We start from the raw sequence: 26,123 nt of genomic DNA, 5'->3' as shown, positions 1-26,123 counted from the left end.
TAGCTTTAGCTTCCCGCAGGGTATTGTCCCTACCAAGGATTTCGAGCAACGCAGAATTAATTTTCACTTATAAGCTGAAAAACATCTAATTTGCATAACCGAATTAAACAGAACTCTTGTGGGGTGGGCCGGAAAGCCCGCCCTAATGGGAGCAAGTTAAATGTGGAACAGCTTATGTCTATTGACTACAAGACATAGCAGAGGGAATAGAAGAACTTTGCTCAGATTGAGCCACAAGGATAATATCACCGTTAGCATCGACAATCCATCCTTGAGCCTCCACAATCTGATTAGTAGATTTGGTAACAGATGTAGATAATTTATCCGTGACTCTTTGTGTTGCTTGTGGGGGCAAATCTACCCAACCAGTAATTACTGCTCGTCCCCGCAGAGGCTCGTTGGGGCTAAGGGGTAATCCACCGCGTCCTGTGGCAATAAAACGACTGGCGGTTTGTCGTCCTCTAGGAGTGCAGCCTTGAGTGATTTGTTGGGATACATCTACGAGGTTAGAGGGTAATTGAATTAAGCCGCGACTAGGGTCAGTATCCAGACTGTTGATAGTTATTTCCCCACGCACTCCCAATTGCGAACTTGCTGTAATGTCGCTCTTTGCGGTTTGGCTTTTTTGCGGGAAAATACCGAAAAGCCCGTTTGTTGTAATATCAACTCTACCACCTTTACCAGTGAAGGCGTTGGCAGTGATATCGCTATTTTCGTTGGGGACGGCGACGATAAAGCCTCGGTAATTTGGGAGCTTATTAATAATGATGTTACCGCCATTGCCACCTAATTTGTCTGTACCTGCGTTGGTGGAGATTTGACTGTTGCGACGGAGTAAAAGTAAGTGGCTATTTATTTTGATGTCACCACCGTTACCGGATGCAGATTCGGCGTTGAGTTTACCTTGGTTATCTAAGATAATTTTAGGTGAGTTGATTTCGATGTCGCCTGTGGTTCCTGAACCAGTAGAACTGACAAATAAGCCACTGCTAGCGCCGATATTTTCTACCTGATCAGTAAAGTTATTAATTCGGTCATTATAACTAAAGTCACTACCACTAATTATTACTTTATCAGTAGCATTGACAGTTATTTTACCTGCATCTCCTTGTCCAGAAGTACTAGCTGTCAGTGCAGCACCATCGATGATTTCTAAGGAGTTGGTGTACAAATTAATATCGCCGCCTTTTCCTGTTGAGTCTTTGCTGGTAGAAGTCGTTAACAGGCTCCGACCCACAATATCGTTGAGGTTGGAGCCTTCAAGTGAAGTTCCACTCAGTTTTATAGAAGTGGCATTAACAGTCAAGGAACCCGCATTCCCTTTCTCTATACTGGTTGTTGAAACTGATGCTTGTGCCCCATCTTGGATAAACAACTGTCCAGTCTTAATTACCAAGTTTCCAGCATTTCCTTGACCTGTAGTCCCTGTAATTATACCACTAGGAAACGGACGCTCCTTGACGATATTAGAGACTAAGCCTCCACTAATTCCAATTAGTTCCCTTAAGACATCGGCGGACAACCCTTGCTTTGAGGTGCCGATGAGTTCTACGGATTCAGAGGCGTTGATAGTTAAATCTCCGCCTTTTCCCAAGCTAGAAGTACCCGATGATATGATTCCCCCATTACTGACTATTAACTTTTTAGTAGTAATAGCCATGTCGCCCGATTTTCCAGATCCCTGTGTTCCACTAGCTAAGACGCTAGGAACATTATTGACTCTGCCGATGCCTTTTATTTCTACTAACTCCGAAGCATTCACAGTTAATTTTCCTCCTGGCTCCTCTCCAGCAGTACCTGCTGTCACCCAAGCCCCATCACGGACAATTAATCTTTGAGTATCAATAGTCAAGTCGCCTCCTTGTCCCAAACCTCTAGTTTCATTACGCAATCCACTGGGAACTCTATCGGCTATGGTGAACAGTCCTAGTCCTTGGGGAGCATCATTAGCGGAGGTGCCACTAAGTTCTATAGAGTCTTTTGCGTTCACGAATAAATTTCCGGCTCGCCCTGCGGTAGTACTCCCTGCTGATATTACTGCCCCATTAGAGACAATTAACCGCCCAGTTTCAATGGTCAGGTTTCCGGCATTTCCACTTGCAGTAGGTAGAGAAGAAATTATAGAATCTTTTAAATAAGGAGGAGCATTACGAAGATTCTGGACAAGAAGATTCTTGACATCCAAGGAAGCGGAAAACAAGCCAATCGGAACAGGAAAATTGGAAGAATTACCGAAGGAATTAATCGGAACATTGATGTCAATTGTACCGTTTGATGAGGAACTGCCAGTTAGTTCTATTGAGTCAGAGGCTTTCACAACCAGATCCCCAGCATTACCATTAGAAGTAGTAGCAGTCGCTACTATTCCATCTTTAATAATCAATTTTCCTGTGTCAACAAGTAAATCACCGCCATTCCCCCTATCAAAAACAGCATTGTAAACAAAGCTATTTTTTATCGTTAATGCTCCTTTTGCACTGAGCATAATATCTCCTGCTTGAGCGTCATCGATACCTGCAAGTAGGCTGATGCCAGCACGCAGGCTAGTTCTGTCTAAAATATCTATATTCTGAGCGTGGATAGCAATACTACCGCCACCGCTAGACGCGACATTAACTTCAGCGCCATTGGTAAGCGACACATCTGCTGGCGCTATGTTAGCCGGAAAATTTAAGCTGAAATTGTCACCACTGATATTGAGATCAACTGTCCCCTCTTGTGCTAATCCTCCTAACTCTACTCGCCCACCCAAAGCATTCAAGGAGCCACCATCTATTTCTACCTTGCCACCGATTAACAGCAAACTACGATTATCGTCAACACTTAAACCAGCTGAGTTATTTTGAATTGGGGCAGCAATTTGATTGAACAAAAATGCAGAAGGATTTACATTCAACAGTCCGGTTGGCAGGTTTTTGACCGGATTTGCACTGAAAATGTCACCATTAGCCAACCCGATGGCATTCGCTGTTGTTCCCACAAACGAACCGTTGAGACTCAGGCTGGCATTTGGTCCAAAGATGATCCCATTGGGATTAATCAAAAACAGGTTAGCATTGCCCAATACTCCCAGAGTTCCTAAAATTTCAGAGCGTTTACCTCCTGTAACTCGACTCAAAATGTTCTTAATGCCGATAGGATTAGTGAAATAGACTCGTTCTTTTTCTCCAATATTAAATTCCTTAAAACTATGCAAAAGATTAGCTCCTCGACTGGCTCCACCATCGATCAAGATATTAGATACATCATTCTTTGACGGAATGATACTACGTTTAACAACAGAATTTTCAGCACCCAAGGTGTCATCAGCTATGGGTTGGGCAAGAGCACAATTTATAGAGGCTGAGATTGCACCATCAATAATTAACAAACTCCCTAACGCCAACAACCAGTTCCAATCTTTCCAGTTAATAAACATTCAGTAAACTTAACTCCATAAAGCAACAACACATAGTGAACTACAGATGATTAGCACTAAGAGGATGTTTTAAAAGTCTTCTTGTCGGTAGCAAAACGTTCTAGATCCCCCTAAATCCCCCTTCAAAAGGGGGACTTTGATTCCGGTTCCCCCCTTTTGAAGCTACGGTGTATACACAAGTTCTAAAGACCTAGCTTGATAAGGCTTTCCTCGTTCCCATGCGGAGCATAGGGAATGCATTCATTGAGTCTCTGACTCAATATTTGACTGGAGGCAGCAGCCTCTAATCAGCTATTCCCAGTCGGAGATCAGGAACGAGAGAACGAGAGAACGAGAGAACAATGGAAAATCGAGCTTTTTTCGACTTGTGTATACACCGTAACATCTTTGGGAGAGGGGCTCGGGGTGAGGGAAAAGAGTTAAGCAAAATTGGGATGCTCCCGGAAGCGAAGAGCATTATAATATTCAGAAACTGTTACAGTTTGACAATCTCGTCGCAAAGAAAGTCGTACATTGCATTACAAAAAAACAGAAAACTGTCCAATAGCATTAAATGGAATGTTGAATTGTGTAATGTCAATCGAATTACCTGGAATCTGGACTAAAGAAGTAACCCCCTGCACAATACCAACTAAGTCTCCCGATGATGTAGAGATGTTTAAACTTCCGTTTATTACTTGAGAGGTGTAGTTCTGTGCTGCTCCTTCTAGCACAATCTTGTCACTGCCTCGCTTAAAGTTCTGGATTAGAGCATAATCTGTATTACCACCACCAACGTAAAATTGTTGAGGTGTGGAGCTTAATGAAGACAAAGTAGGATGGCCAAGGAGGAATACATCTTGTCCTTGGGTGCCAATTAGGGTATCAATCTGACCGATTCCTGCAACTGTTGCTCCATTTGATAAAACGTCAAAACCAAGTCCAGCAATGAGTTTATTACCTTCACCAAAGCCAGTTATGGTGTCATTCCCGTTGGTTCCTAAAAAAAAGCCAAAGCGATTCTTCTCAAATTGTCCAAACTGTTCATAGTGTTGTAGTCCTGAGGTAAAAGAGCCAGCCTTAACAGCCGCCGCTACATCAGGGTATGCTAGCAAGTAAGCTTGTTCATCGAACATAGCAATAGCCTCCAGATAGTAATGGGAATATCAATCAAAAAAGTACTATTTGGTCAGGGTCTGACAGTTACTTCCATTAAGTTAGAAGCTTAGAAATATTGGAAAAACCGCTATCTGAAGTTAATTGAGCAAGCGCACAATTCCTAGCCAAAGCACTCTCAGGAGCAAAATTCAAATCACCGGACATTGCACCCTCCACCAAATAACAGCACTAAACTTCAGTCAACTAGAAATGAAGTTATTAGCTGTTTGCTATTTCATAATAAAACTGTAAGATTGTTGGCTTGCTAAAAAATTTCTTATTCTTTACAAAGTTTATAATTAAACGCAATCGGGAGCAACGCTCTAACAGTGAGGTCAGATCAAAAACAAGCGATGCCTTCTCTACGAGACGCTCCGCATAGCTTGCAACTCCTGCGGAGTACGGCGGCGCAGCCATCACTAAAAATTATATTTAAGTATAAAGTAATTTTAATTGCAAAGAAGATACTAATTTATCTGAGAATTTAACTTGATGAGATATCTGATCAAGATTGCTAATAAATCATTTGACGATTATTTTAAAAGGATATCTGCAACTAATATAGGACTTACGCACTGTACAAATTCATCGTAATGTGCGTTAACAAAAATAGGTTGTTTCAGGCTTTTCTTAATTATCCTTTGATGCCTACGGCGGTAAACTACGGAAATAGACGATGCTGTAGGGGAAAAGCCATGCTAAACCCCTACGAAAGATGTGACTTTTCACCTAATACATATTTGGTATTTCTTGTCAATGCGTAAGTCCTACAATATTTAATACTTGCTATATTTATTCTGCAATCTGCTTAACAGCAGATTGCACTTGAAGCACAACTTTTTTAGATAAAGGAATATATCCGAGTTCCAAACTGGATTTTTGCCCGTCAATCACAGCCCAATTAACAAAGTTTTTCAGCACTTGAGCTTTGACTCGGTTTGGATATTGGTGATAAGTTAAAAGCCAGGTGTAAGTAACGATGGGATAAGACTGGGCACCTGTAGGATCGGTGATAAAAGCAATCAAGTTATTGGCAGGTAATTTGACTGTCTCTAAGGTTTGAGCTACAGATTTTGCTGTCGGCGTAATATAATTACCAGATTTATTTGCTAAAGCAGCCACAGGAAGTTTATTTTGTTTGGCGTAAATATACTCTACATAGCCAATAGCTCCTGGTATCTGTTGAATCAGGGCGGTAACACCTTCGTTACCCTTTCCACCAATTCCCACTTGCCATGCTACAGATTTACCAGCCCCAACTTTGCTTTTCCATTCTGGACTTATAGCACTTAGGTGTTGCGTCAACACGCTCGTACTCCCACTACCATCAGTTCGGTGTACTACCTGAATCGGTAAATTGGGCAAACTTACCCCTGGATTAGCTGCGGCTATTCTATGATGATTCCAATTAGTAATTTTTCCGAGAAAGATATCTACGTAAACTTGGCGTGATAGCTTTAAACCAGTTGTCACATTGACTTGAGGCGACTGGTGTGCAACTGGTTTGAGGTTATAAGCCAGCACAATAGAACCGGCAGTTAGAGGTAAAGCGATTACTCCCCGTTTTATCTTGGCTGCTTGTTCATTTGTAATTCCCACATCACTAGCTGCAAAGTCCACAGTACCTTCGATGAGTTGTTGCACTCCAGCACTGCTCCCTATAGCTTGATAGTTAATTTCTACATTGGGATTTTGCTGGTTGTAATCTGAAAGCCAGCGTTCGTACAAAGGCGCGGGAAAACTTGCACCGGCACCAACGAGGGAAATATGTTTGATGTTTCGATTATTCGCAGTGCAAGAAAGGATACTCAACAAGATAGCGATTAAGGGTAGAAGGTAAACGCGTTTATTTAATTGAAGTTGAGCAGATATAGAAATCTTTTGTTCCAATGTTTAATAAGTACCTCTAGTGATTTCCTAATTTGTAGGCGTGTGGGCGTAATTAATTTTAAATAACTTTTAAACGCAAAGGGGCGCATTCGCAAAGCGTCTCGCAGAGAAGGAAACCGCAGAGGAACGCGGAGGATTACTTTGTGTTACTTTGCGTTAACCTCTGCACCTCTGGAGGGTTTAAACTTCAATCGCCGGCTGTTTCTCCTCGCCTTTTGGCTGTGAACTTAGCCGATCTAAAATCTCTAAAACCTCTTGTTCAAAAGCAACTTGGGCGCGATTTGTTTTGCCACCCACATACAAGCGATCGCCTTTTTGCAATGCCCATATTTGTGAGTGTGAAAAGTAACTCATCACCACACCCAGCATTAGCAAGCCGAATCCTGAGTAAACAATTGGTATGCCTGGATCGGCTTTAATTTGTAAGCCAGTGCTACCAATCACATCGAGAATTTTCAGCTTCACGCCATTGATTTGGGTGGACATCCCGGCGCGGACAGTATCAACAAGTTTGCCAGTGGCATCATAAATTAATACCATTCCTTGCAAGTCTTTGGCTAATAGGGAGACACCCTCACTTAAATCCGGTTTAGTCGGAACCCACGTTCCCCAAATACGCCCGTTACCGTTGGTGCTCAATTTTGCCATCGGTAGCTGAAAAATCGGGCTGTTGTTAAATTGGACGCGAACAGCTGCAATTCCCCAATCAGTTTGATATAAAGTTACGCCATGATACCGCAAAGGCTCGTTGACAAAAATCTTCTTGTGGTCAACTTCCTTGCCTTGATTATTTAAGACAGACAAATCCGAATAAAATTGATCAATGCCGCCAGATGGTGTGTAATCAATCCAAAAACGATTGACGCGCACAGACCAATCTTTCGGGACTTGGGCTGCTGCTAAGGGGCCAGCATCTACAATATTTGTCACTTTAAATGTATCGCCACTGGCAACCACTTCTTGAGCAAGAAACCCAGTCATCGCCCCCCAAATTCCTCCTAGCAGAATAGCGACGATGCCAATATGAACGATAATTGGGCCGATGCGTCCGACTATTCCCTTGCGGGCGTAAAGGAGATTTTCTTTTTCTTGATCTTGAAAAATTTTATAGCGGCGTTTCTCTAATATTTGGCGCAGAGAATTCAGGGAACCAGTATCTAGTTCTGCACTCAAAGCTAACTTTTGAAATTGCCGTGGTTCTTCGTAATATTTCCAGCGCTGGGCAGCTTTTAAGGCTGGTAACTGACGGGTAAAAGAACAAGCAGTTAAGCTAGTACCAAATAAGATGAGTAATGCCAGAAACCACCAGGTACGATATACATGATCTAACCCAACTACCTGAATTACCTTCCAAGTTAAGAAACCAAATAAAGCTGGATGTTCTGGGTAGTTGGCTTGGTAGAATCCGGGTGACTGACCTTGTTCAATTACAGTACCGGTGGAGCTAAAGATTGCAATCAATAGCAATAGTGCGATCGCTAGTCTTAAGTTAGTCAGTATAGGCAAAAGCTCTTGTCGTAAGAACTGCCCAGGTAATGCCCACCATTTTAATTCTTTTGATGCTGAATCTTCTAAAGTCATTACGTGTAAAATCTAAAAAAGGTGTTGATATAAATCCTGATCAAGGAATTAAATTAAAAACTGCCAAGGGGAATCCGAGAAATTAAGGAAAATACACCGAATCCTACCAACAGCGCCCCACTAACTGGGTTAATCCAACCAGACCAGCGACGCAATTCCAGTAACTTTTTAATTGAAGCTGTAAAAGTACCCGCCAAAATCAATGGTGCTACATAACCGGCTGTATAAGAAAGTAGCAAAACAGCGCCTAAAATTAAGTCTTGTGTATTGGCAATCCAAACTAGTAGGCTGGCTAAAACAGGTGTGCTACAAGGGGATGCGACTAAGCCGAAAGTCAACCCCAGTAAATAGGAACGCAATCCTGCTGGTAAATCTGGCGAAATCCAATTGGTTTCACCCAAGGATGGAAATTGCAAAGGTAGTGCTTCTAATAAGTTCAGCCCCATGAGAATGGCGATAATGCTGACGATAATCGGCAAACCAATTCCCACTTGACCGTAGACTTTTCCCACAAAAGCTGCTATAATACCAAGCCCTGCCAATGTAGTCGCTAATCCGAAAGCAAACCAAGTTGATTGGGCCGCTGCTTGCAAGCGGCTTTTGGCTTCATAACCACCGATGTAACCAATAGTAATTGGTAGCATAGAAAGCATACAGGGTGTGAGACTGGTGAGCAAGCCAGCTGCAAAGATGATACCAATACTCATCACGCTCAGGTGTGTCAGTTGGTTAGAAACAAGGCTGTTGGCAAATTGTTCTAGTTGGTAAATTTGGGTTTGCAGGTTATCAAGCATGGAAAGTTTTTGAGCGGGAAATGCTTACTCTGCTTGAATTTTAGCTTATTTTTGGTTCAAAAGTCAGCAAAACTAATTATCATAACCTGATATCATCTAAATTTAACCTATCTAAAGAAATGTATCTAAAATACAATTAAGCTCGGATTATCCCTGAAGAAGCACGCCTGGAGTATTTTGCATGATGGTTGCATTACCCGGATTTCAGACTGTCACTTTGTTAAAAGCAGGGGTAAAAGCAGTCATATACCGTGGAATTAAGGTTAAAGATCAGTGTCCGGTAATTATCAAAGGGCTACGTCCAGAACAGTGTACACCGAATAATATTGAACAACTCAAACATGAGTATGCGATCGCTCAAAGGTTAAACACCACAGCAGCCCTCATTACCTACGCCTTAGAGATGCACCAGGGAATCCCTTATTTAATTATGGAGGATTTTGGCGGGCGATCGCTCGACCAGTTTTTAGACCAATTTCAACAGCCTGTTCCATTTCTGAAGATTGCCATTGAAATCACCAGCAAACTTGCACAAATCCACACTTGTAACATTGTCCACAAGGATATTAAACCGCAAAATATCTTAGTTAACCTCGAAACTAATCAGGTCAAAATCGCCGATTTTGGAATTGCTGCTTTTATTCCCTATGAACAGCAAAGGGTTAGCAGTTCCAGTCGCATTGAAGGCAGTTTAGCTTATTTGTCACCTGAGCAAACCGGGCGGATGAATCGAGGAATTGATTATCGCAGCGATTTGTATTCTCTGGGAGTTACCTTTTATGAGATGCTCACAGGTCAGCTACCATTTCAAGGTAAAGATGCCTTAGAGTGGGTGCATTGTCATATTGCCAAATCTCCGCTATCGCCGGCAAAGCTGAACTCTGATATTCCCCAAATGCTCTGTGACATCATCATGAAATTGCTGTCGAAGGTTGCAGAACAGAGGTATCAAAGCGCTTTAGGTTTGCAATTTGATCTGGAACGGTGCTTAAAGCAATTGGAGACAACCGGAGAAATCCAATCCTTTGTTTTGGGTGAACAAGATATCTCTGAACGCTTTCAAATTCCTCAAAAATTGTATGGGCGAGAACAAGAAATTGCCAAAGTTTTACAAGCATTTGAGCGAGTTATTAGTCAAGGAAAACCAGAAATCGTGTTAGTTTCTGGTTATGCTGGCGTTGGTAAATCTTCTATTGTGAAGGAGATTCACAAGCCGATTGTCAGAGAACGCGGGGCTTTTATCTGTGGGAAGTTTGATCAGTACAAACGAGATATTCCTTATTCCACTATTGTTCAAGCTTTTCAAACACTGGCTCGACAAATTTTAACTGAACCTAAAGCTCAACTTGCTACCTGGAAAAAGCGAATACAAGCAGCATTAGGTAACACTGGTAGACTAATCACAGATGTAATTCCAGAAGTTGAACTAATCGTTGGAGAACAGCCTTTTATACCAGAGTTGGGGCCTGCTGAATCTCAAAACCGATTTAATTTAGTGTTTCAGAATTTTATCAACGTCTTTGCTCAAAAAGAGCATCCACTCACTGTTTTTTTGGATGATATGCAGTGGGCAGATAGCGCTACTTTGAATTTAATTCAAACTATTATTACTGGCTCTAGTATCCAATATCTCTGCTTCATTTTAGCGTATCGAGATAACGAAGTGGATGTTGTGCATCCCTTCAATTTGATGATAGAGAAGGTTCGGCAACATGGGGTAAGAACGACTGAAATTATTCTTGCACCGTTGAATCTTGCCTATGTAAATCAGTTGATTTCTGATACCTTACATAGTTCACCAGAACAAGCAGCACCCCTTGCTGAATTAATTATCCAAAAAACTGACGGTAATCCTTTTTTTGTGAATGAATTTCTCAAAACACTGCATCAAGAAAATCTACTAAATTTTTACCCCCCTCAATCCCCCCTTAGCAAGGGGGGAAGTAAAGGGGGGTGGCAATGGAATCTAGCTGAGATTGAAGCTCAAGGTATTACAGATAATATTGTCAGTTTGATGATTGGGCGGATGCAAAAATTACCAAAAGCAACTCAACAAGTCCTAAAGTTAGCCTCCTGTATTGGTAATCGCTTTGATTTAGAAATTTTAGCGATCGTTGGTGAACAATCTATTGAAGAAACGGCAAATGCACTTATTGAAGCAATTTTAAGAGGATTAATTATTTCCATTGAGCCAGATGAAAGTGTTGAGAAAAAGTATCGTTTCTACCATGACCGAGTTCAACAAGCTGCCTATGCCTTAATTGCCGATGAATCAAAGTCGGCTGTTCACCTGAAGATTGGGCGAATTTTGCTCAGAAATGCGAGTCTTGAACAAGTGAATGAGCAAATTTTTGATTTAGTAAATCAACTAAATCTAGCGGGTGATCTGATTATTGAACAAACAGAAAAAAATGAATTGGTGCGATTGAATTTAATCGCTGGTAAAAAGGCAAAAGCTTATACAGCCTACACTACTGCTAAAATATTTTTTAGTGTTGCCATGAATATTTTAGCTGAAAATGCCTGGGTTGAGCAATATGAGCAAACATTTATTTTATTTAGAGAACGGGCTGAGTGTGAATTCTTAACAGGGAATTTAGAGCAAGCGGAAGAATTATTTCAGTTACTATTTATTAAAGCAGCATCCTCTGTGGATAAATCTAATATTTATATGCTGCAAATCAGACTCTACCAAGTTGCAGGTAGGTATGAAGAAACGCTGACATCGGGATTAGAAGCTTTAAAACTTTTTGGGGTAACATTTCCTGATTCAAATCAGGAAGTGCAAAGTGCGATCGCTATTGAGAAAAACCAGGTATTAATAAATTTAGGTGAGAGACAAGTATCTGATTTAATTAATGCCCCGGTGAGCGAAGATCCAAATATTAAGACACTGATTAGTCTGTTGACAGCTTTGTGGCCACCTACTTATCTTGGTAGACCCCATCTCTTTCCCTTAATCGTACTTAAAGCAGTTAACTACTCACTCAAGTTTGGGAATACGGAAGATTCTTGTTTTGCCTACAGCATGTATGCCATGTTGTTGGTTTCCATCTTCCATGATATACCTACAGGGTACGCATTTTCCGAGATGACAATTCAATTAAATGAAAAGTTGCATGGCTTGAAACTTAGAGGAGTTGTTTTGCACATTCATGGAAGTCATATTAACGTTTGGCGTAACCATATTTCTACCGATATTCCATTTTTAGAGCAGGGATTTATCGGCTGTGTGGAAGCAGGTGATGTGACGATGGCGAACTACAATGGTTATCAAAGCTCGTGGCAAATTATCCAGTTAGGTTTTCCACTTACAGAAACATACAAATTTCTAGAAAAATATACTGCATTCGCCCGTCAGTCTAAACATGAGGCTGTCTATCAGACAATCAGATTACAGCAGATGCTACTGATGAATCTGCGTGGACTGACTCACCATAACCTAACTCTAAGTAATGATGAATTTAATGAATCACGCGCTATATCTATTATTACAGATGCAGGTTTTGTCAGTGGAATTATTTTTTATCACATTATAAAATTAATTATTTTTTTTACCTATGGCCAGTATGCAGAAGCACTTAAGTATGGCTTAAAATTGTCCAATTTACCAGTTACGACACTGGCATTACTGATTGAAACAGATTATGTTTTATATTACTCACTGACTCTAACGGCTATTTATCCAACAGTAACTTCTCAAGAGCAAGAAGAGTTTTTACAAATCCTAAAATCCCATCAGCAGCAATTGCAATACTGGGCTAACCACTGCCCTGCAAACTTCTTAAACAAGTCTCAATTAGTAGCTGCTGAAATAGCTCGGATTGAAGGTAGGGACTTGGAAGCAATGCGCTTGTATGAGCAATCAATTGCTTCAGCCCGTGAGCAGGGATTTGTGCAATATGAAGCTTTAGCTAATGAGCTATGTGCTAAGTTTTACTTGGAGCGAGAGTTTGAATTAATTGCCAAAACCTACTTACAAGCAGCTAAAAATGCCTATGTGCGCTGGGAGGCGATCGCTAAAGTTAAGCACCTCGAAGAATCCTATCCTCAGCTATTACCACAACAGCTTGTCTCTAACGGAACGTTTTTCACTACAGGCGAACATCTAGACTTTTTATCAGTAGTGAAAGCCTCTCAAACCATATCTAGTGAAATTGTTCTTTCACGGTTGTTGAAAACATTAATGCAAATTGTCATCGAGCAAGCAGGAGCAGAAATCGGTTATTTGTTGCTTGAACACGAGCAAAATATGGTGATCGAAGTAGAAGCTAAGGTTAATCCCCAAGCAGAAAAGCTGAATATTTCTCGACTTATATTAGCAGGTGAAATTTCACAGATTATTCCTCAATCAATACTGAATTATGTGCAGCGAACTCAAGAAATAGTGATTTTACAGAATGCCACTGAGCAGAATCTGTTTTCAAAAGACGAGTATGTAATTCAAAACCAACCTAAATCTGTACTTTGTTTGCCGATCGCTCGTCAGTCGAAATTACTTGGTATTTTATATTTAGAAAACAATCTGATTTCCAGTGCCTTTACACAGGAAAAACTTTCGGTACTGGAAATCTTGACAGTTCAAATTGCCATTTCTCTAGAAAATGCTCGTCTTTATCAAGGTCTAGAAGACAGCCAAGCACAACTCAATCTGGCGTTAAAATCTGCTCAAATTGGTGTTTGGAGTTGGGATATTACCAACGATCGCTTTGACTGGGATGAGCAAATTTATCAACTATTTGGGTTAACACCTGCAACCTTTGCTGGCACCTCCGAAGCACTTTTAGCCCGCCTGCATCCAGATGATCGAGAATTGCTAGCTCAATCGTTGAGTCGAGCGATCGCAGAAGGCGTGGAGCATAATTTAGAATATCGAATTATTCAAGATGACGGCAGTATCCGCTACGCAGCCTGTCGGGGAAAAGCCTTTTTTAACGAAGCTGGTAAAGCTACACACATGAGTGGTGTTGTGCTTGATATCACCGAGCGCAAACAATCTGAAGCCGAACGTATCCAACTGATTCAAGAGCAAACCGCCCGACAAGAAGCAGAAGCCGATCAAGAACGAGCAGCATTTTTGGCTCAAGTCAGTACAACACTCGCCTCTTCTCTCGATTACGAAAGCACGCTAGCAACTGTGGCAAACCTAGTTGTGCCTTACTTCGCCGATTGGTGCAGCGTTGATCTCCTGCAAGACAATCAATCAATTAATCGGGTAGCAGTTGCCCACCGTGATCCAGAGAAAGTTAAACTCGGTTGGCAACTTTATCAGCTTTATCCGAGAAAGTTAGATGCACCTGGAGGTGTGCCGGAAGTGCTGCGTACAGGAGTTGCTGAAATGGTAGCTGAAATTTCCGATGCAGCCCTAGCAGCAGCGATGTCTACGACGGGCTTTGCCAACGCAGATCCAGAATATCTGCGGATTCTGCGTGAACTTGGTTTAAAGTCATGTATAATATTGCCATTGATGGCACGTGGACGGATTTTTGGTGCTATTTCCTTTGTGACTGCTGAATCAGAACGTCGTTACAGCACGGCTGACTTGTCACTAGCGGAAGATATTGCCCATCGATCTGCGATCGCCATCGATAATGCCCGCCTTTACCAAGAAGCGCAGCAAGCACAAACAACAGCAGAGCGAGCCTTAGAGCGCATTGCCCGTCTGCAATCGATCACGGCTGCCCTTTCAGAATCGCTGACACCAGCCCAAGTATCTGAAGTCATTGTAGAGCAGAGCATGGCTGCCTTGGGAGCCAGTTGTGCCCTCGTCGCCTTGCTGAATGAAAGTAAAACTGAACTGGAAATTGTGCGTGCGGTTGGCTATAACCAAGATTTGCTGGACACTTGGCGGTATTTTCCAATCGATTCACCCTCTCCCTTGGCAGAAGCTGTGCGGACTGGGAAACCTATTTGGGCTGAAACAACAGAAAATCGGGTTGCTCGTTACCCGCATTTGGCAGAAATTTACGCCCAATATAACTTTGATAGCTGGATTTCTATTCCATTGATGGTAGAGGGTTGGGCAGTTGGCGGTATAAGTTTGGGATTTGCCAAACTCCAACTACTTAGTGGAGAAGATCAAGCGTTTATCTTGGCTGTTGCTCAACAATGCGCCCAAGCGATCGCTCGTGCCCATCTCTATGAAGCTGAACGAACGGCACGAAGCGCTGCGGAATCAGCAAATCGTATCAAAGATGAATTTCTAGCCGTGCTGTCCCATGAATTGAGAACACCGCTTAACCCGATTCTGGGTTGGGCAAAACTGATGCGAACCCGCAAGCTTGATCAAGCAACAAGCGATCGCGCCATAGAAACCATTGAGCGCAACGCCAAGTTACAAACTCAATTGATTGAAGATTTGCTTGATGTTTCCCGCATCCTTCAGGGTAAACTTAATCTCAACTTCGATCAGATTAATTTGGTATCAGTCATTGAAGCTGGGATCGAGACAGTGCGTTTATCGGCGGAGGCTAAGTCTATCCAGATTCAAACAATTTTTGAATCTGGTGTAGGGGAAGTTTTAGGCGATGCCAATCGATTGCAACAAGTCATTTGGAATATCCTTTCTAATGCGATTAAGTTTACTCCCACGGGGGGAGAGGTAAAAATCAAATTAGAGCAAGTCGGCTCACAGCTACAAATCTGCGTCACTGACACAGGAAAGGGGATTGCACCTGAGTTTTTACCTTATGTCTTTGATTATTTCCGTCAAGCAGACGGTGCCACAACTCGAAATTTTGGCGGTTTAGGTTTAGGATTAGCGATCGTCCGCCATCTCGTAGAACTTCACGGGGGAACTGTTCAAGTAGAAAGTCTGGGCGAAGGTAAAGGAGCAACTTTCACCGTCAGACTTCCATGCTTACACGATGAAAGCAAAGGAATCAAGGATGCAAAAGATAACTCCTCACTTGTAGCGGCTCAGTCCTTGCCCTTGTCTGGCTTAGAGATTCTCGTGGTGGATGATGATGCAGATATGCGAGAATTTTTGCCCTTTATGCTAGAGCAATATGGTGCAACTGTTATCTTTGCAGCCTCAGCCATTGCAGCTTTAACTGCGCTGAGTCAATCCCAGCCAAATCTGATCATTAGCGATATCGGTATGCCAGAAATGGATGGTTATATGCTGATGCGACAGGTGAGGAGTCTGGAACCAGAGGAAGGCGGGACAATTCCAGCGATCGCCTTAACTGCCTATGCTGGCGAGATCGATCATCAGCAAGCGATCGCTGCCGGATTTCAACTGCATATTTCCAAGCCTGTAGATCCAGAGGAATTAGTCAAGGCGATCGGCTTATTAGACTTATAACCAGGATCAAAGGTGGATTCATCCAGTCCAAAGACTCATTAACTGAGTTCAAAAGATTAACAAGCCTCAGAATTGCAATACGCTTAAAATAAGTCTTTTTTCTCCCGCCTACCTCCTTCACCCTCATATCAGTTTTGCTTTCAGGAATAAAGCCATGATTCAAGCCTTACGCAAACTAGTTACATTCAATGAATTTGTTGCTCAATACCCAGACAACCCACAACGGCGTTATGAACTACATGATGGAGTAATTGTTGAGATGGCACAACCAGTAGGTGATCATGAAGAGGTCGTTGGATTTTTAGTTAGAAAACTTAGTGTTGAATTAGACCGATTAAATCTTCCCTATCTCATCCCAAAAACAGTATTTGTCAAACCACTTGAAAACGAATCAGCTTATTCACCAGATGTCCTGATATTAAATCAGCCTAATTTAGTAAACGAGCCTCTATGGAAAAAAGCATCTACTGTTAGCCAAGCCGCATCTATTTCTTTAGTAGTAGAGGTAGTGAGTACTAATTGGCGTGATGATTACCACAAAAAATACGCTGACTATGAACAAATGGGAATTTCTGAATACTGGATTGTGGACTATGCCGCATTAGGCGGTAGGGAATTCATTGGCAAGCCAAAACAACCTACTATCTTGGTTTGCTGTTTGGAGGAAGGTGAGTATCTAATTAATAAATTTCGAGGTAATGACCGTATCCAATCACCAACTTTTCCAGAGTTGAATTTAACCGCAGAACAAATTTTTCGCGCTGGTGTGGTCAGCTAAATTCACGGTGTCTATTAAAAAATTCGTAATTCGTAATTAGGACACATAGAAAATTGCTAGCGTTGCTGATAAAGTAACTTTACCATAAATTAAAGGGTTTAAATAAGAGTCTGAACGCAAAGAGCGTGCCGTAGGCAAAATGTCTTTAATGCAATAATTTTGAATTTTGAATTGTTACCATCTCTCCCTACTATAGACAAACATGATAAAAATGCTAGCTGAAAACTTGATTGCAATTGAAGCAAGATTACAAATTAATTGGGTTTGGCTAAATGCCAGCTTACAGTTTGCTAGTTGGGGGCTTTTTTCAGTTTTACTCGCTGAGGTCTTGAGAGACAGCTACCATGCTTTGTGTCACCAAGTCAATTGGCTTGCAAAATGGCACAACAAGCACCACATGGCCTATCGCCGGGATTTATCGATAGTTTCTCTGAAAGTTTATCAAGAATCCCAGCTTTATCACGACATTTTAGAGTCGAGTCTACTGTTGGTGGTATTGGTAGTCATAGCTTTAATTGTCCAGCAAATGGGGTTATGGCTGGGAGTAGCTTATGCTTGCACCTTCTTATATGGCGCGTCTGTGCGGTATTTTCAGGGAAAAATTGATACAGACTACAACCACCTACCCGGCCCTTTAGAGACAATTCCATCCTTTTGGTGGGTGAATCGGTCTTATCATTGGCGGCATCATTTTGATGATGTCAACGCTTACTACAGTGGGGTGTTTCCCTTAGTGGATAAAATTCTTGGCACAGGACTGTCTCTCAAGGGTAAAACCGTCGCTTTAACTGGAGCATCAGGAGCGTTGGGGCAAGCATTAGCGGCTGAACTTGTAAATAATAATGCTAAAGTCGTCGCATTAACCACTAATCCAGAAAAATTAGTAGAGCAAGTTGGGGTGAAGGTGGTTCCCTGGCAGTTGGGCAATGAAGCCAATCTGAGGAATAGTTTAGAGAAAGTAGATATTTTAATTATCAACCACGGGGTCAATGTCTACACCAGCCGCACAGCAGAGGCTATCAACTCCTCCTATGAGGTGAATACCTTTTCAGCATTGCGGTTGATGGATATATTTTTGACAACTGTAACAGGGCCACAAGCAAAAGCAACGAAGGAAATCTGGATAAACACTTCTGAGGCTGAGGTGTCTCCAGCGTTAAGTCCGCTTTATGAACTCAGCAAACGAGCGCTAGGAGATATTGTTACCCTGAAGCGATTGGACGCGGATTGTGTAATTCGTAAGTTAATTCTTGGCCCGTTTAAGAGTCAACTCAATCCCTATGGAGTGATGTCTGCACAGCAAGTTGCTCGTGGTATCTTATTTTTGGCACGGCGAGACTTCCGAAATATTATTGTGACGATAAATCCTCTTACCTATCTGCTGTTTCCCTTAAAGGAAACTAGTACATGGCTATACTATCGAGTTTTTAGCCGAACAGCGAAAAGCTAATAATTTCCAGGTAATAAACCAGTGACTATTTCAAGTAGTTTAGGTAGGATCTTAGACTTGAGAACCTACCACTTTCGTAAGGTGCGTTATACTCGTCTGGGGCTAGCGAGCGTATATCAGATTGTGCTAGAAAAACATCAGGGTAAAATTACTTGCCATTGCCTGTTGTAATCTTTTAGTAGACTTACAAAAGTCCGCCTACACAAAAGACTTCAAACCAGTTTTGGCAAGCTTTTTGAGAACAAACAGAGAAACAAACTTATGGGACTTTTCGATCAAATTCTTGGTGCCGTCGCTAATCCTAATCAACAGGGCAGCTTAGGTCAGCTGGGAAATATTGTTAACACTGTACAACAACTGAGCGATCGCACAGGCGCAGACCCGTCTACCATCCAATCAGTTTTGTCAATTGTGGGTGGTCAAGTGCGTTCTGCTTTACAAGACAAGCAAGCCACAGATGGTAATGAAGCCGCACAAAGTCTAGTGAATCAATATGCTGGTACTTCACCTAACCCCGAAGCCGTCAATTCGCTGTTTTCTCCTCAGATACAACAGCAGGTAGCTGAGGTTGCTGCCCAGCGCACTGGATTGGATGCTGGTATAGTTCAACAAATACTGCCTTTAGCAGTACCTTTGGTGCTGAATTTTTTGCACTCAGGTGCAAATGCTCACAATCCCCAAGCTGGCGGCAATCCCGTACTGAATTCTTTCTTGGATGCTGACGGCGATGGTGATGTCGATATCGCTGATGCCATGCAAATGGCTAGTCGGTATATGAGACAGTAAAAATTCCTAACGCTCTTTTATTACTCTGAAAAAATAAAATATTTGTAGGTTGGGTTGAACATTCGTGTTACCCAATAAAATCAACGATTCTTGGTGTTGGATTACCCTGCGGGAAGCGAGCTACGTTCCTCAATCCAACCTACGCCTACGTCTAGATTTATAAAAACTAATCACAAGAAAGGTTTCTGATTTTTATCTGGTGAGAATCATAAAAGAGCGCTAATACTCCCCAATCCCCACTCCCCACTCCCTTATGATCAGCCACTTGTGCTCAAACATCGGCAATTAGGTCTTGCTAGATATTTAACCAAGACATAGGCTGAGAACATGAAAAATTTGCAAATATAAATCAAACAGTCTATGTCTAAATTTTTTGACTGTATTACTGAGCAACTGCAAGACTTTATTGCAGCCCAACACCTTTTCTTTGTTGGTTCTGCACCCTTGAGTCCTACGGATCATGTTAACCTGTCTCCTAAAGGTTTGGACTGCTTTCGCATCCTCTCACCCAACCGAGTAGGTTACGTAGACCTTACAGGCAGTGGTAACGAAACATCAGCCCATTTGCAAGAAAATGGGCGGATAACCTTCATGTTTTGCGCCTTTGAGGAACCCGCGTGTATCCTCCGTCTTTACGGTCAAGGAAAGACGATTTTACCGAGTTCTCCAGATTGGGACTCCTTGTACTCTTTGTTTGTGCCGATTCCTGGAACTCGTCAAATTATCATCGCTGACATTGAAAAAATACAGACTTCCTGTGGTTTTGGCGTACCACTTTATAAATATCAAGGTCAGCGCCAAACTTTAGTAAACTGGGCTAGTAAAAAAGGCGAAGAAGGAGTTCGAGAATTTCAACAGCAGAGAAATCACGTCAGTATTGACGGTTTAGCCACACCACTGAGTAAATTACCTTAAACAGCCGTGAGTTTAATAAAGGATTTGGCTAGGAAGTTTTTGCTGACAGTGAGAGAACCAACCGAGTTGGTGGTATCTCTTTCAAGATGAAAATTGATTTTTAAGCTCAAAGTTCGTCGCTTGTAGGGTGCGTTAGGCTTAACGCCATAACGCACTGCCTAAGACCTTTTAGGGTTGGTGTCATACCGTTTCACTTTAATAATGATACAAGTACGTTGGTAGGGGCACAGAAAAAGCTCATTAGTGTCAACTTAACGTGAAACCCAAGCAAATTGCGTTATACCAAGTCCACTCAATTACTAATTATGCCCTCGCAACCCCACCCCGCTTTTGTCTTGCGACAAAATCTCCCCTCTTTGTTCACGGGGAGGGGATTAAGGGGAGCCAGTGCGCCCTTGCGCTCTGCCGACTTGGAAATTGCGCGTCTCCCCTTCTCCCTCACGCGCGTGGCTAGTGCCTGCCGTAGGATGCCCGCAGGGCTGTAGGGAGAAGCACCTGGCGTGTGGGGTAAAATGACTGTGCAATGAGCTTTTTGACTTAAGTTGACACCAATGAGCTTTTTCTCTATGCCCCTACGAGAAATTTATATGTTTCAAGGTTTATTTGAAATGGTATCGCCACCAATAATTGCTTGGAACAAGTTTCCTAGTAAAGAGAAAAACGCGGAAACTAACACTATCAGCATTAGACTAGCAAGGGCAGCAAAGGGAGAGATGATGAATAAGAGTAAGAGTGCAAGCATCAAAATCGTTAGTAATGTCTTATTCATCTTTTTCACCTTTAATAGTTTCTATCAAGCTAACCAACTAAGTCATGAACTTGACCACAGTCCATAGAAGGAATTAGTCTTAATTCTCTGGTAAGATTTTGCAATAAAATTGAGCGCCAAAGGTTAAAAATTTATTTTTCTCCATCAATAAAATGATTTGCTCTGTACCAACAATTATGAATTATGAATTATGAATTAATAATTATTCGCTCACCTGCCCTCTGTTAGACTTAACCTGTCCGCGCTTACTTTTGTAGTCAAGGCGCTTTCTTTGAGAACTGCGAGTTGGTTTGGTGGGTTTGCGTTTTCTTGTCACTACAACTGCGCTTTGAATGAGTTCTTGAAGTCGTTTCAATGCTGACTCCCGATTGTTCTCTTGGCTTCGATGTTCCTGGGCTTTGATTACGACAACTCCTTCTTGGGTGATGCGTCGATCATTCAGCTTTAAAAGCTGTTGTTTATAATAATCTGGTAATGATGAAGCCCCAATATCAAAACGCAAGTGAATCGCAGTGGAAACCTTATTCACATTTTGGCCTCCCGCTCCTTGCGAACGAATCGCACTAATTTCAATATCACTCTGTGGGATAATAACTTTGTTGGAAATTTGCAGCATTACTCACAAGGCAAAAGAAGAACTTTTAAATCTGGGATAAAAACCCTTTACTCGGTTTGTTCGGTAAAATCTATTACTACGTCTTGGTCTTCATTGTTGTTCAAATTCACTTCTAAAGTTTGTCCTTCTATTGTTACTTTATCACCTGGTACTAGTCGCCGCCCTCGTCGGGTTTCCAGCATACCGTTTACTTGGACATCGCCACCTTGAATCATCAACTTGGCTTGACCTCCAGTTGGCACTATACCCATTAACTTTAAAAATTGATTTAACTTAATTGTGTTGTCTCTGATTTTCTTCATAGTAAATAAAGGTACTTGATCTTAATTGTATCGTGGCGTTATCAAGCCAAAGCTTAAATCTGTTGCACCACATGATCAGCTAAGTACAGCATCTGATAAATTCGTAGCAAATTAAATTTGGCAATACTCTGCAATGGCAATGCGTCTCTGTGCATTTAAAAATGCTACGCTTTTAGGCACTTCCAAATAAAAAAATACTCAACTACTTCTTGTGGGGTGGGCCGAAAAGCCCGCCTTTCTATACGGGCGGGCTTTTCGGCCCACCCCACAATATTGGGTAATTTATTTGTTGGAAGTCCCTTACGCAAAACTTTACTAACGAATGTGAATTTAGAGGAGTTTTTATTTAATTGAATCTCATGTGTTGTAGAGAACATTGCTCATGGGTGTCAACTTAAGCTAAAACTCCTTTAAAACTTCGTTTCTCAGAACTTGCACCAGTCCCCACGGCCGCCTCAAAATGAATTCACCAGGCTTATAGCTAAAGTCTGTCTATTGAAGACTAAGTAAGGGTTGTAGTCCACGCTTAGTGGACTTGGGCTATAAGAAAAGAGAATTTATTCTCAGGCGGGATAGGCAGGTGCAAGATATAACGTTTCCAGTCAGAGGCTGGAAATGCTGCTTATTGGGCTGCTGCGAGTAAGGGAGGCGGAGCCTCAATGAGGAGCGTTCCCAGCCAAAGACTCTTGAGAAAATGATGAGTAGGAGGTGTAGCTTGCTGAGGTAAACTTTTAGAACGAAAATCAACCTTTGGGCTGATTTTACTAATTGGCTGTGGTGGAGCCGCAGCTACGCCCATCGTAGACATCGCCATAACAAAAACTGTAATACCAATTTATTATCTATAATATTGATCGACAAAACTGCCAGATATAGGTGAAGAAACTAGTCTGGAAGGTTCTTTTAGTGTGTTCAGGGGACTGGTTCTATGATTAAGCTCGGTTTATTAGTACAGTCCCAGAATAACTATTTGGGTATAGGAAAAGTTACGGAAATATCTGATACTAATGCGAACGTTGAGTATTTCTGCTCCATAGGCCAACGTCTGCAAAAAACTTTACCTTTAAATTCGCTCTCTCAAGTCAGGCTTGAACCACAAGCTCGATGCTATATCAAGTCCCAAACCCAGGATAAATGGATAGTTGGCAGAATTTTCATCTGGGATGAAGATACAGAAATGTATCAAATTGATTTGCCAGATAAGAAAACTGCGATCGCTACTGAAGAAGACATTTACGTTCGTTGCAATTTACCCAACACAAACCCCATCGAAACTCTGGCGATGAAGGGTCACGAAACGCCTTACTTCCACGACAAAAGGCTGGCTTTCGTGAAATCCTTGATTCAGCAACGCGCTGTCAGTCGCGGGATGACGGGACTGATTTCAGCAAATATTAATCTTTATCCTCACCAAGTTGAAGTAGTGCGGCGGGTACTGGAAGATCCAATTCAACGCTACTTGCTAGCAGACGAGGTGGGACTTGGAAAAACCATCGAAGCGGGTACGATTCTGCGTCAATTTCTTCTCGATGAACCGAAAAAAGGTGCGGTGATCATAGTTCCGCAATATTTGCTCAAACAATGGCAAACTGAGTTAGAAAACAAGTTTTACATCTCCCATTTTCCCAAACGGGTAGCGGTGCTGGCGGTTGAAGATATTCATAAAATTAACCTGAAAGCGAGGATAGGCTGCTTAATTTTAGATGAAGCCCATCACATTGCAGCAATGGCAACCTCTAAGGATGCAGCAGTGCGCCAGCGTTTTGAGACTTGCAAAAATATTGCTCATAAAAGCGATCGCTTACTTTTATTATCTGCCACTCCTGTTCTCAATCATGAGCAGGATTTTCTGGCAATGTTGCACTTGCTCGACCCGACAACCTATAAACTTGATGATTTAGCAGGTTTTCGCGCCAAAGTTGAAAGCCGTCAGCAAATTGGTAAACTTTTACTTTCTTTTAAAGAAGGTGCAGAACCTCTTGTTCTCAAAAGTAACTTGCAGCAATTGCGAAACCTCTTTGCTGAGGATAAGTATTTACTGAAGCTGGCGGATGATTTAGAAAATTGTTTACAAGCAAATTCTACTGAGCAAGAGCAAATCGTCCAAGCGATTCGCGTCCACGTCAGCGATATCTATCGACTACACCGCCGAATGCTTCGCAACCGTCGCGCTGCTGTGGAAGATGTGATATTTGACCGTAATTTTACGCCGAAAGAAGAGTATGATTTAGACGAGCGATCGCCTGATATCCACGAACTCCTCAATCAATGGCGTAGTGTCGCTCCTGGTGAAAAACAATATCAGCGAATCTTTCTGCTGTTATTTCTAGCTTCTGGTACTTGGTTAGGCATTTTAGAGCAGGTAATTGCCGCACGTTTAAGTGGTAAACCTAATACTAAGCTCATCCAGGAGTTTAAAGAAGATGATATTCGCCTATTAACTACAACCCCCAAATTCTCAGGCGAAGAAGAGATTCTGCAATCCTTACTAAAAATTATTCGTCAACCTCAAGAGGACGGTGAACGGACGGAAAATTTGAAAACAGTGCTGCTGAATCAGCTAGGTATATACTTCAAAATTCCCGCAAACGTCCGCAAGAATCAAAACGAATTCATTACGAGAATACAGCAGAGAATCAAGAGACCAATTTCTGGTGATATTCTGCCCAAATTTATTGTATTTACCAGTTTTGTGCAAACTTGTGCAGAAGTTGTCCGGTATTTGTCTAATATCTTTGGTACAGAGACAGTAGCTAGCCATCAATTTGGAGAATCACCAGACAAAGTTGAGGAAGGCTTAAATAGGTTCAAGAATAACCCAAACTGCTTTATTCTAGTATGCGATCGCTCTGGAGAAGAAGGGCGTAACCTCCAGTTTGCCGATTGGTTAATTCATTTTGACCTTCCTTGGTCGCCTAATCAATTAGAACAGAGAATTGGCAGACTTGACCGCATTGGCAGCAAAATTGGCATCCAATCTAGTGCCTTAATTGGCCCCTACTTGGAAGATAGCCCTCACAATGCTTGGTATAAAGTATTGAAAGATGGGTTTGGTATTTTCCAACAATCAATTGCCAGTCTCCAGTTTTATGTGGATGAGAAACTTGCCGAATTAGAAACAGTTTTGTTTGAATCAAGTGCGGCTGGATTATTAGAGATGATTGAGCCAATTCAGTCGCAAATTGAAACGGAAATAGTGAAAATTAGCGAACAAAATACTCTAGATGAAATTGATGCTAACGATGAAATTGCCACCGAATATTTTCAAGATTTAGATAATTACGATGCTCGTCATCTAGAAATTAAACGAGCAATTGAAGGCTGGATTTGTGACGCGCTGGGATTCAGGGGACAAAATAATCCAGATTCATCAGAGATGCGACGTTATCAACCGACAACGCGGACATTGGTTCCCATAAATGAGTTAAAAAACCGTTTTGCTGATAGTTCTTTAGACCAATTTGGTACTTATAATCGCCGGGTAGCAAATCAGAATTCTGGTGTTAAACTTTTTCGGATTGGGGAAGGATTTGTAGAAGCACTCTTAAACTATATAAACTGGGATGACCGAGGTGAAGCCTTTGCGATGTGGCGCACTGATGCATCTTGGGATGCGAAAGAAGGGAAGGAGTGGTTCGGTTTCCAATGTAATTATGTAGTCGAAACAAATTTAAAAAATGTCAAACAAGTTTTAACCGATTACAAACTAGATAATTCTCAATTCAAAATCTTGCAGCGACGTGTTGATGCTCTATTTCCGCCAATTATAGAAACTATCTATGTTGATGGTCGCAACGAGCAAATACGTGTTGTTGAGGATAAAGCAATCTTAAGTATTTTGCAACGTTCATATAAAGATAAAAACAATAATCAAGGAAGAGATTACAATCTGGCAAAAGAGCGCTTAGGAATTATTGACGATTTTGTTGACTCTAGTAAATGGCAAAATTTTTGTTATCAAGTGCGTAACACTTCTTCGGAATTACTCTCAAATCGTCCCGATTTTATTGAGTTATGCCAAAGTTGCGCTACTGTTGCCGAAAAGAAATTAGACAATAGAGTAGAACAATTACGCCTACGTCTAAACCAGCAAAGTTGGGATAATGCACTAGCTGAAGAATTGAAGATAGAAACTGCTTTAAATGCAGCCATTCTAGAGGGAATTCGCCAGCCCCTTCTGAGGCTTGATTCTGTCGGTTTCATTATTGTATCGGGGCGATCGCTTGTGCAATTTGAGTGATATTATGTGCGGTTAAATAGCCATAATATCCTCGTTAAACCTGCCTGCAAAAAGGGGTTAGGTAGGTTTTTATTCTCGTTGTTGTTTTCATGTTCAGCATGGAAATGACAACGAGTTTAATCTTGTTTATTACCGAGAATG

General features: G+C 41.8%; 15 protein-coding genes. 7 read left to right on the top strand and 8 right to left on the bottom strand.

The features are described from left to right. Positions 1-178: 178 nt before the first annotated feature. From HWQ23_RS12930 to HWQ23_RS12910, 5 genes are all read right to left on the bottom strand, one after another. Entirely contained in the window at positions 179-3,418 is a 3,240-nt protein-coding gene (locus tag HWQ23_RS12930) for a two-partner secretion domain-containing protein (RefSeq protein ID WP_292828781.1), read from the bottom strand. A 518-nt stretch (positions 3,419-3,936) separates the two neighbouring features. Continuing rightward, positions 3,937-4,533, bottom strand: coding sequence for a calcium-binding protein (locus HWQ23_RS12925; protein WP_292828778.1), 597 nt, complete (start codon positions 4,531-4,533; stop codon positions 3,937-3,939). 814 nt (positions 4,534-5,347) lie between these two features. Further along, positions 5,348-6,445 (bottom strand): phosphate ABC transporter substrate-binding protein PstS, encoded by a 1,098-nt coding sequence (gene pstS / locus HWQ23_RS12920; protein WP_292828775.1) that lies wholly within the window; start codon positions 6,443-6,445, stop codon positions 5,348-5,350. 180 nt (positions 6,446-6,625) lie between these two features. Further along, complete coding sequence (locus HWQ23_RS12915) at positions 6,626-8,026, bottom strand: cytochrome c biogenesis protein (protein ID WP_292828772.1); 1,401 nt, start codon at positions 8,024-8,026, stop codon at positions 6,626-6,628. 53 nt (positions 8,027-8,079) lie between these two features. Further along, the gene (locus HWQ23_RS12910; RefSeq protein WP_292828769.1) at positions 8,080-8,820 is read right to left on the bottom strand and encodes a cytochrome c biogenesis protein CcdA; all 741 of its coding nucleotides are present in this window, start codon (positions 8,818-8,820) and stop codon (positions 8,080-8,082) included. Positions 8,821-9,001: 181 nt separating this feature from the next. Between HWQ23_RS12910 and HWQ23_RS12905 the strand changes: the two genes are divergently transcribed. The 6 genes from HWQ23_RS12905 to HWQ23_RS12880 all read left to right on the top strand — a co-directional run bounded on the left by HWQ23_RS12905 (position 9,002) and on the right by HWQ23_RS12880 (position 20,891). Further along, positions 9,002-16,126 carry an AAA family ATPase gene (locus tag HWQ23_RS12905; RefSeq protein WP_292828766.1) on the top strand — a complete coding sequence of 2,375 codons (7,125 nt, stop codon included), beginning with the start codon at positions 9,002-9,004 and terminating at the stop codon, positions 16,124-16,126. A gap of 154 nt (positions 16,127-16,280) precedes the next feature. Then, the gene (locus HWQ23_RS12900) at positions 16,281-16,904 is read left to right on the top strand and encodes a Uma2 family endonuclease (protein ID WP_292828763.1); all 624 of its coding nucleotides are present in this window, start codon (positions 16,281-16,283) and stop codon (positions 16,902-16,904) included. Between the two features lie 202 nt (positions 16,905-17,106). After that, on the top strand, positions 17,107-18,354 hold the full coding sequence (locus HWQ23_RS12895) for a bifunctional sterol desaturase/short chain dehydrogenase (protein ID WP_292828760.1): 1,248 nt from the start codon (positions 17,107-17,109) through the stop codon (positions 18,352-18,354). A gap of 261 nt (positions 18,355-18,615) precedes the next feature. Continuing rightward, positions 18,616-19,140, top strand: a complete 525-nt coding sequence (locus tag HWQ23_RS12890; RefSeq protein ID WP_292828757.1) for a DUF937 domain-containing protein — start codon at positions 18,616-18,618, stop codon at positions 19,138-19,140. 360 nt (positions 19,141-19,500) lie between these two features. Then, a complete protein-coding gene (locus tag HWQ23_RS12885) occupies positions 19,501-20,055 on the top strand; it encodes a pyridoxamine 5'-phosphate oxidase family protein (protein ID WP_292828754.1) in 555 nt (184 codons plus the stop codon). A 551-nt stretch (positions 20,056-20,606) separates the two neighbouring features. Then, positions 20,607-20,891 carry a hypothetical protein gene (locus tag HWQ23_RS12880; RefSeq protein WP_292828751.1) on the top strand — a complete coding sequence of 95 codons (285 nt, stop codon included), beginning with the start codon at positions 20,607-20,609 and terminating at the stop codon, positions 20,889-20,891. Positions 20,892-21,026: 135 nt separating this feature from the next. Here the strand turns inward: HWQ23_RS12880 and arfB are convergent, their stop codons facing one another. The 3 genes from arfB to HWQ23_RS12865 form a co-directional block, all read right to left on the bottom strand. Continuing rightward, positions 21,027-21,440: an alternative ribosome rescue aminoacyl-tRNA hydrolase ArfB gene (arfB, locus tag HWQ23_RS12875; RefSeq protein ID WP_292828748.1), complete on the bottom strand. Its 414-nt coding sequence runs from the start codon at positions 21,438-21,440 to the stop codon at positions 21,027-21,029. Between the two features lie 47 nt (positions 21,441-21,487). After that, positions 21,488-21,742, bottom strand: coding sequence for an RNA-binding S4 domain-containing protein (locus HWQ23_RS12870; protein ID WP_292828745.1), 255 nt, complete (start codon positions 21,740-21,742; stop codon positions 21,488-21,490). Between the two features lie 622 nt (positions 21,743-22,364). Next, the gene (locus HWQ23_RS12865) at positions 22,365-22,556 is read right to left on the bottom strand and encodes a hypothetical protein (RefSeq protein WP_292828742.1); all 192 of its coding nucleotides are present in this window, start codon (positions 22,554-22,556) and stop codon (positions 22,365-22,367) included. Positions 22,557-22,670: 114 nt separating this feature from the next. On the opposite strand from HWQ23_RS12865, the gene dpdE reads away from it, so the two are divergent. Continuing rightward, entirely contained in the window at positions 22,671-25,982 is a 3,312-nt protein-coding gene (dpdE, locus tag HWQ23_RS12860; protein WP_292828739.1) for a protein DpdE, read from the top strand. Positions 25,983-26,123 lie beyond the last annotated feature (141 nt).

The organism is Nostoc sp. JL33 (assembly GCF_017114985.1).
GTDB lineage: Bacteria > Cyanobacteriota > Cyanobacteriia > Cyanobacteriales > Nostocaceae > Nostoc.
The sequence above is the reverse complement of the archived record's forward strand: the minus strand, read 5'-3'. Positions and strand labels throughout refer to the sequence as shown.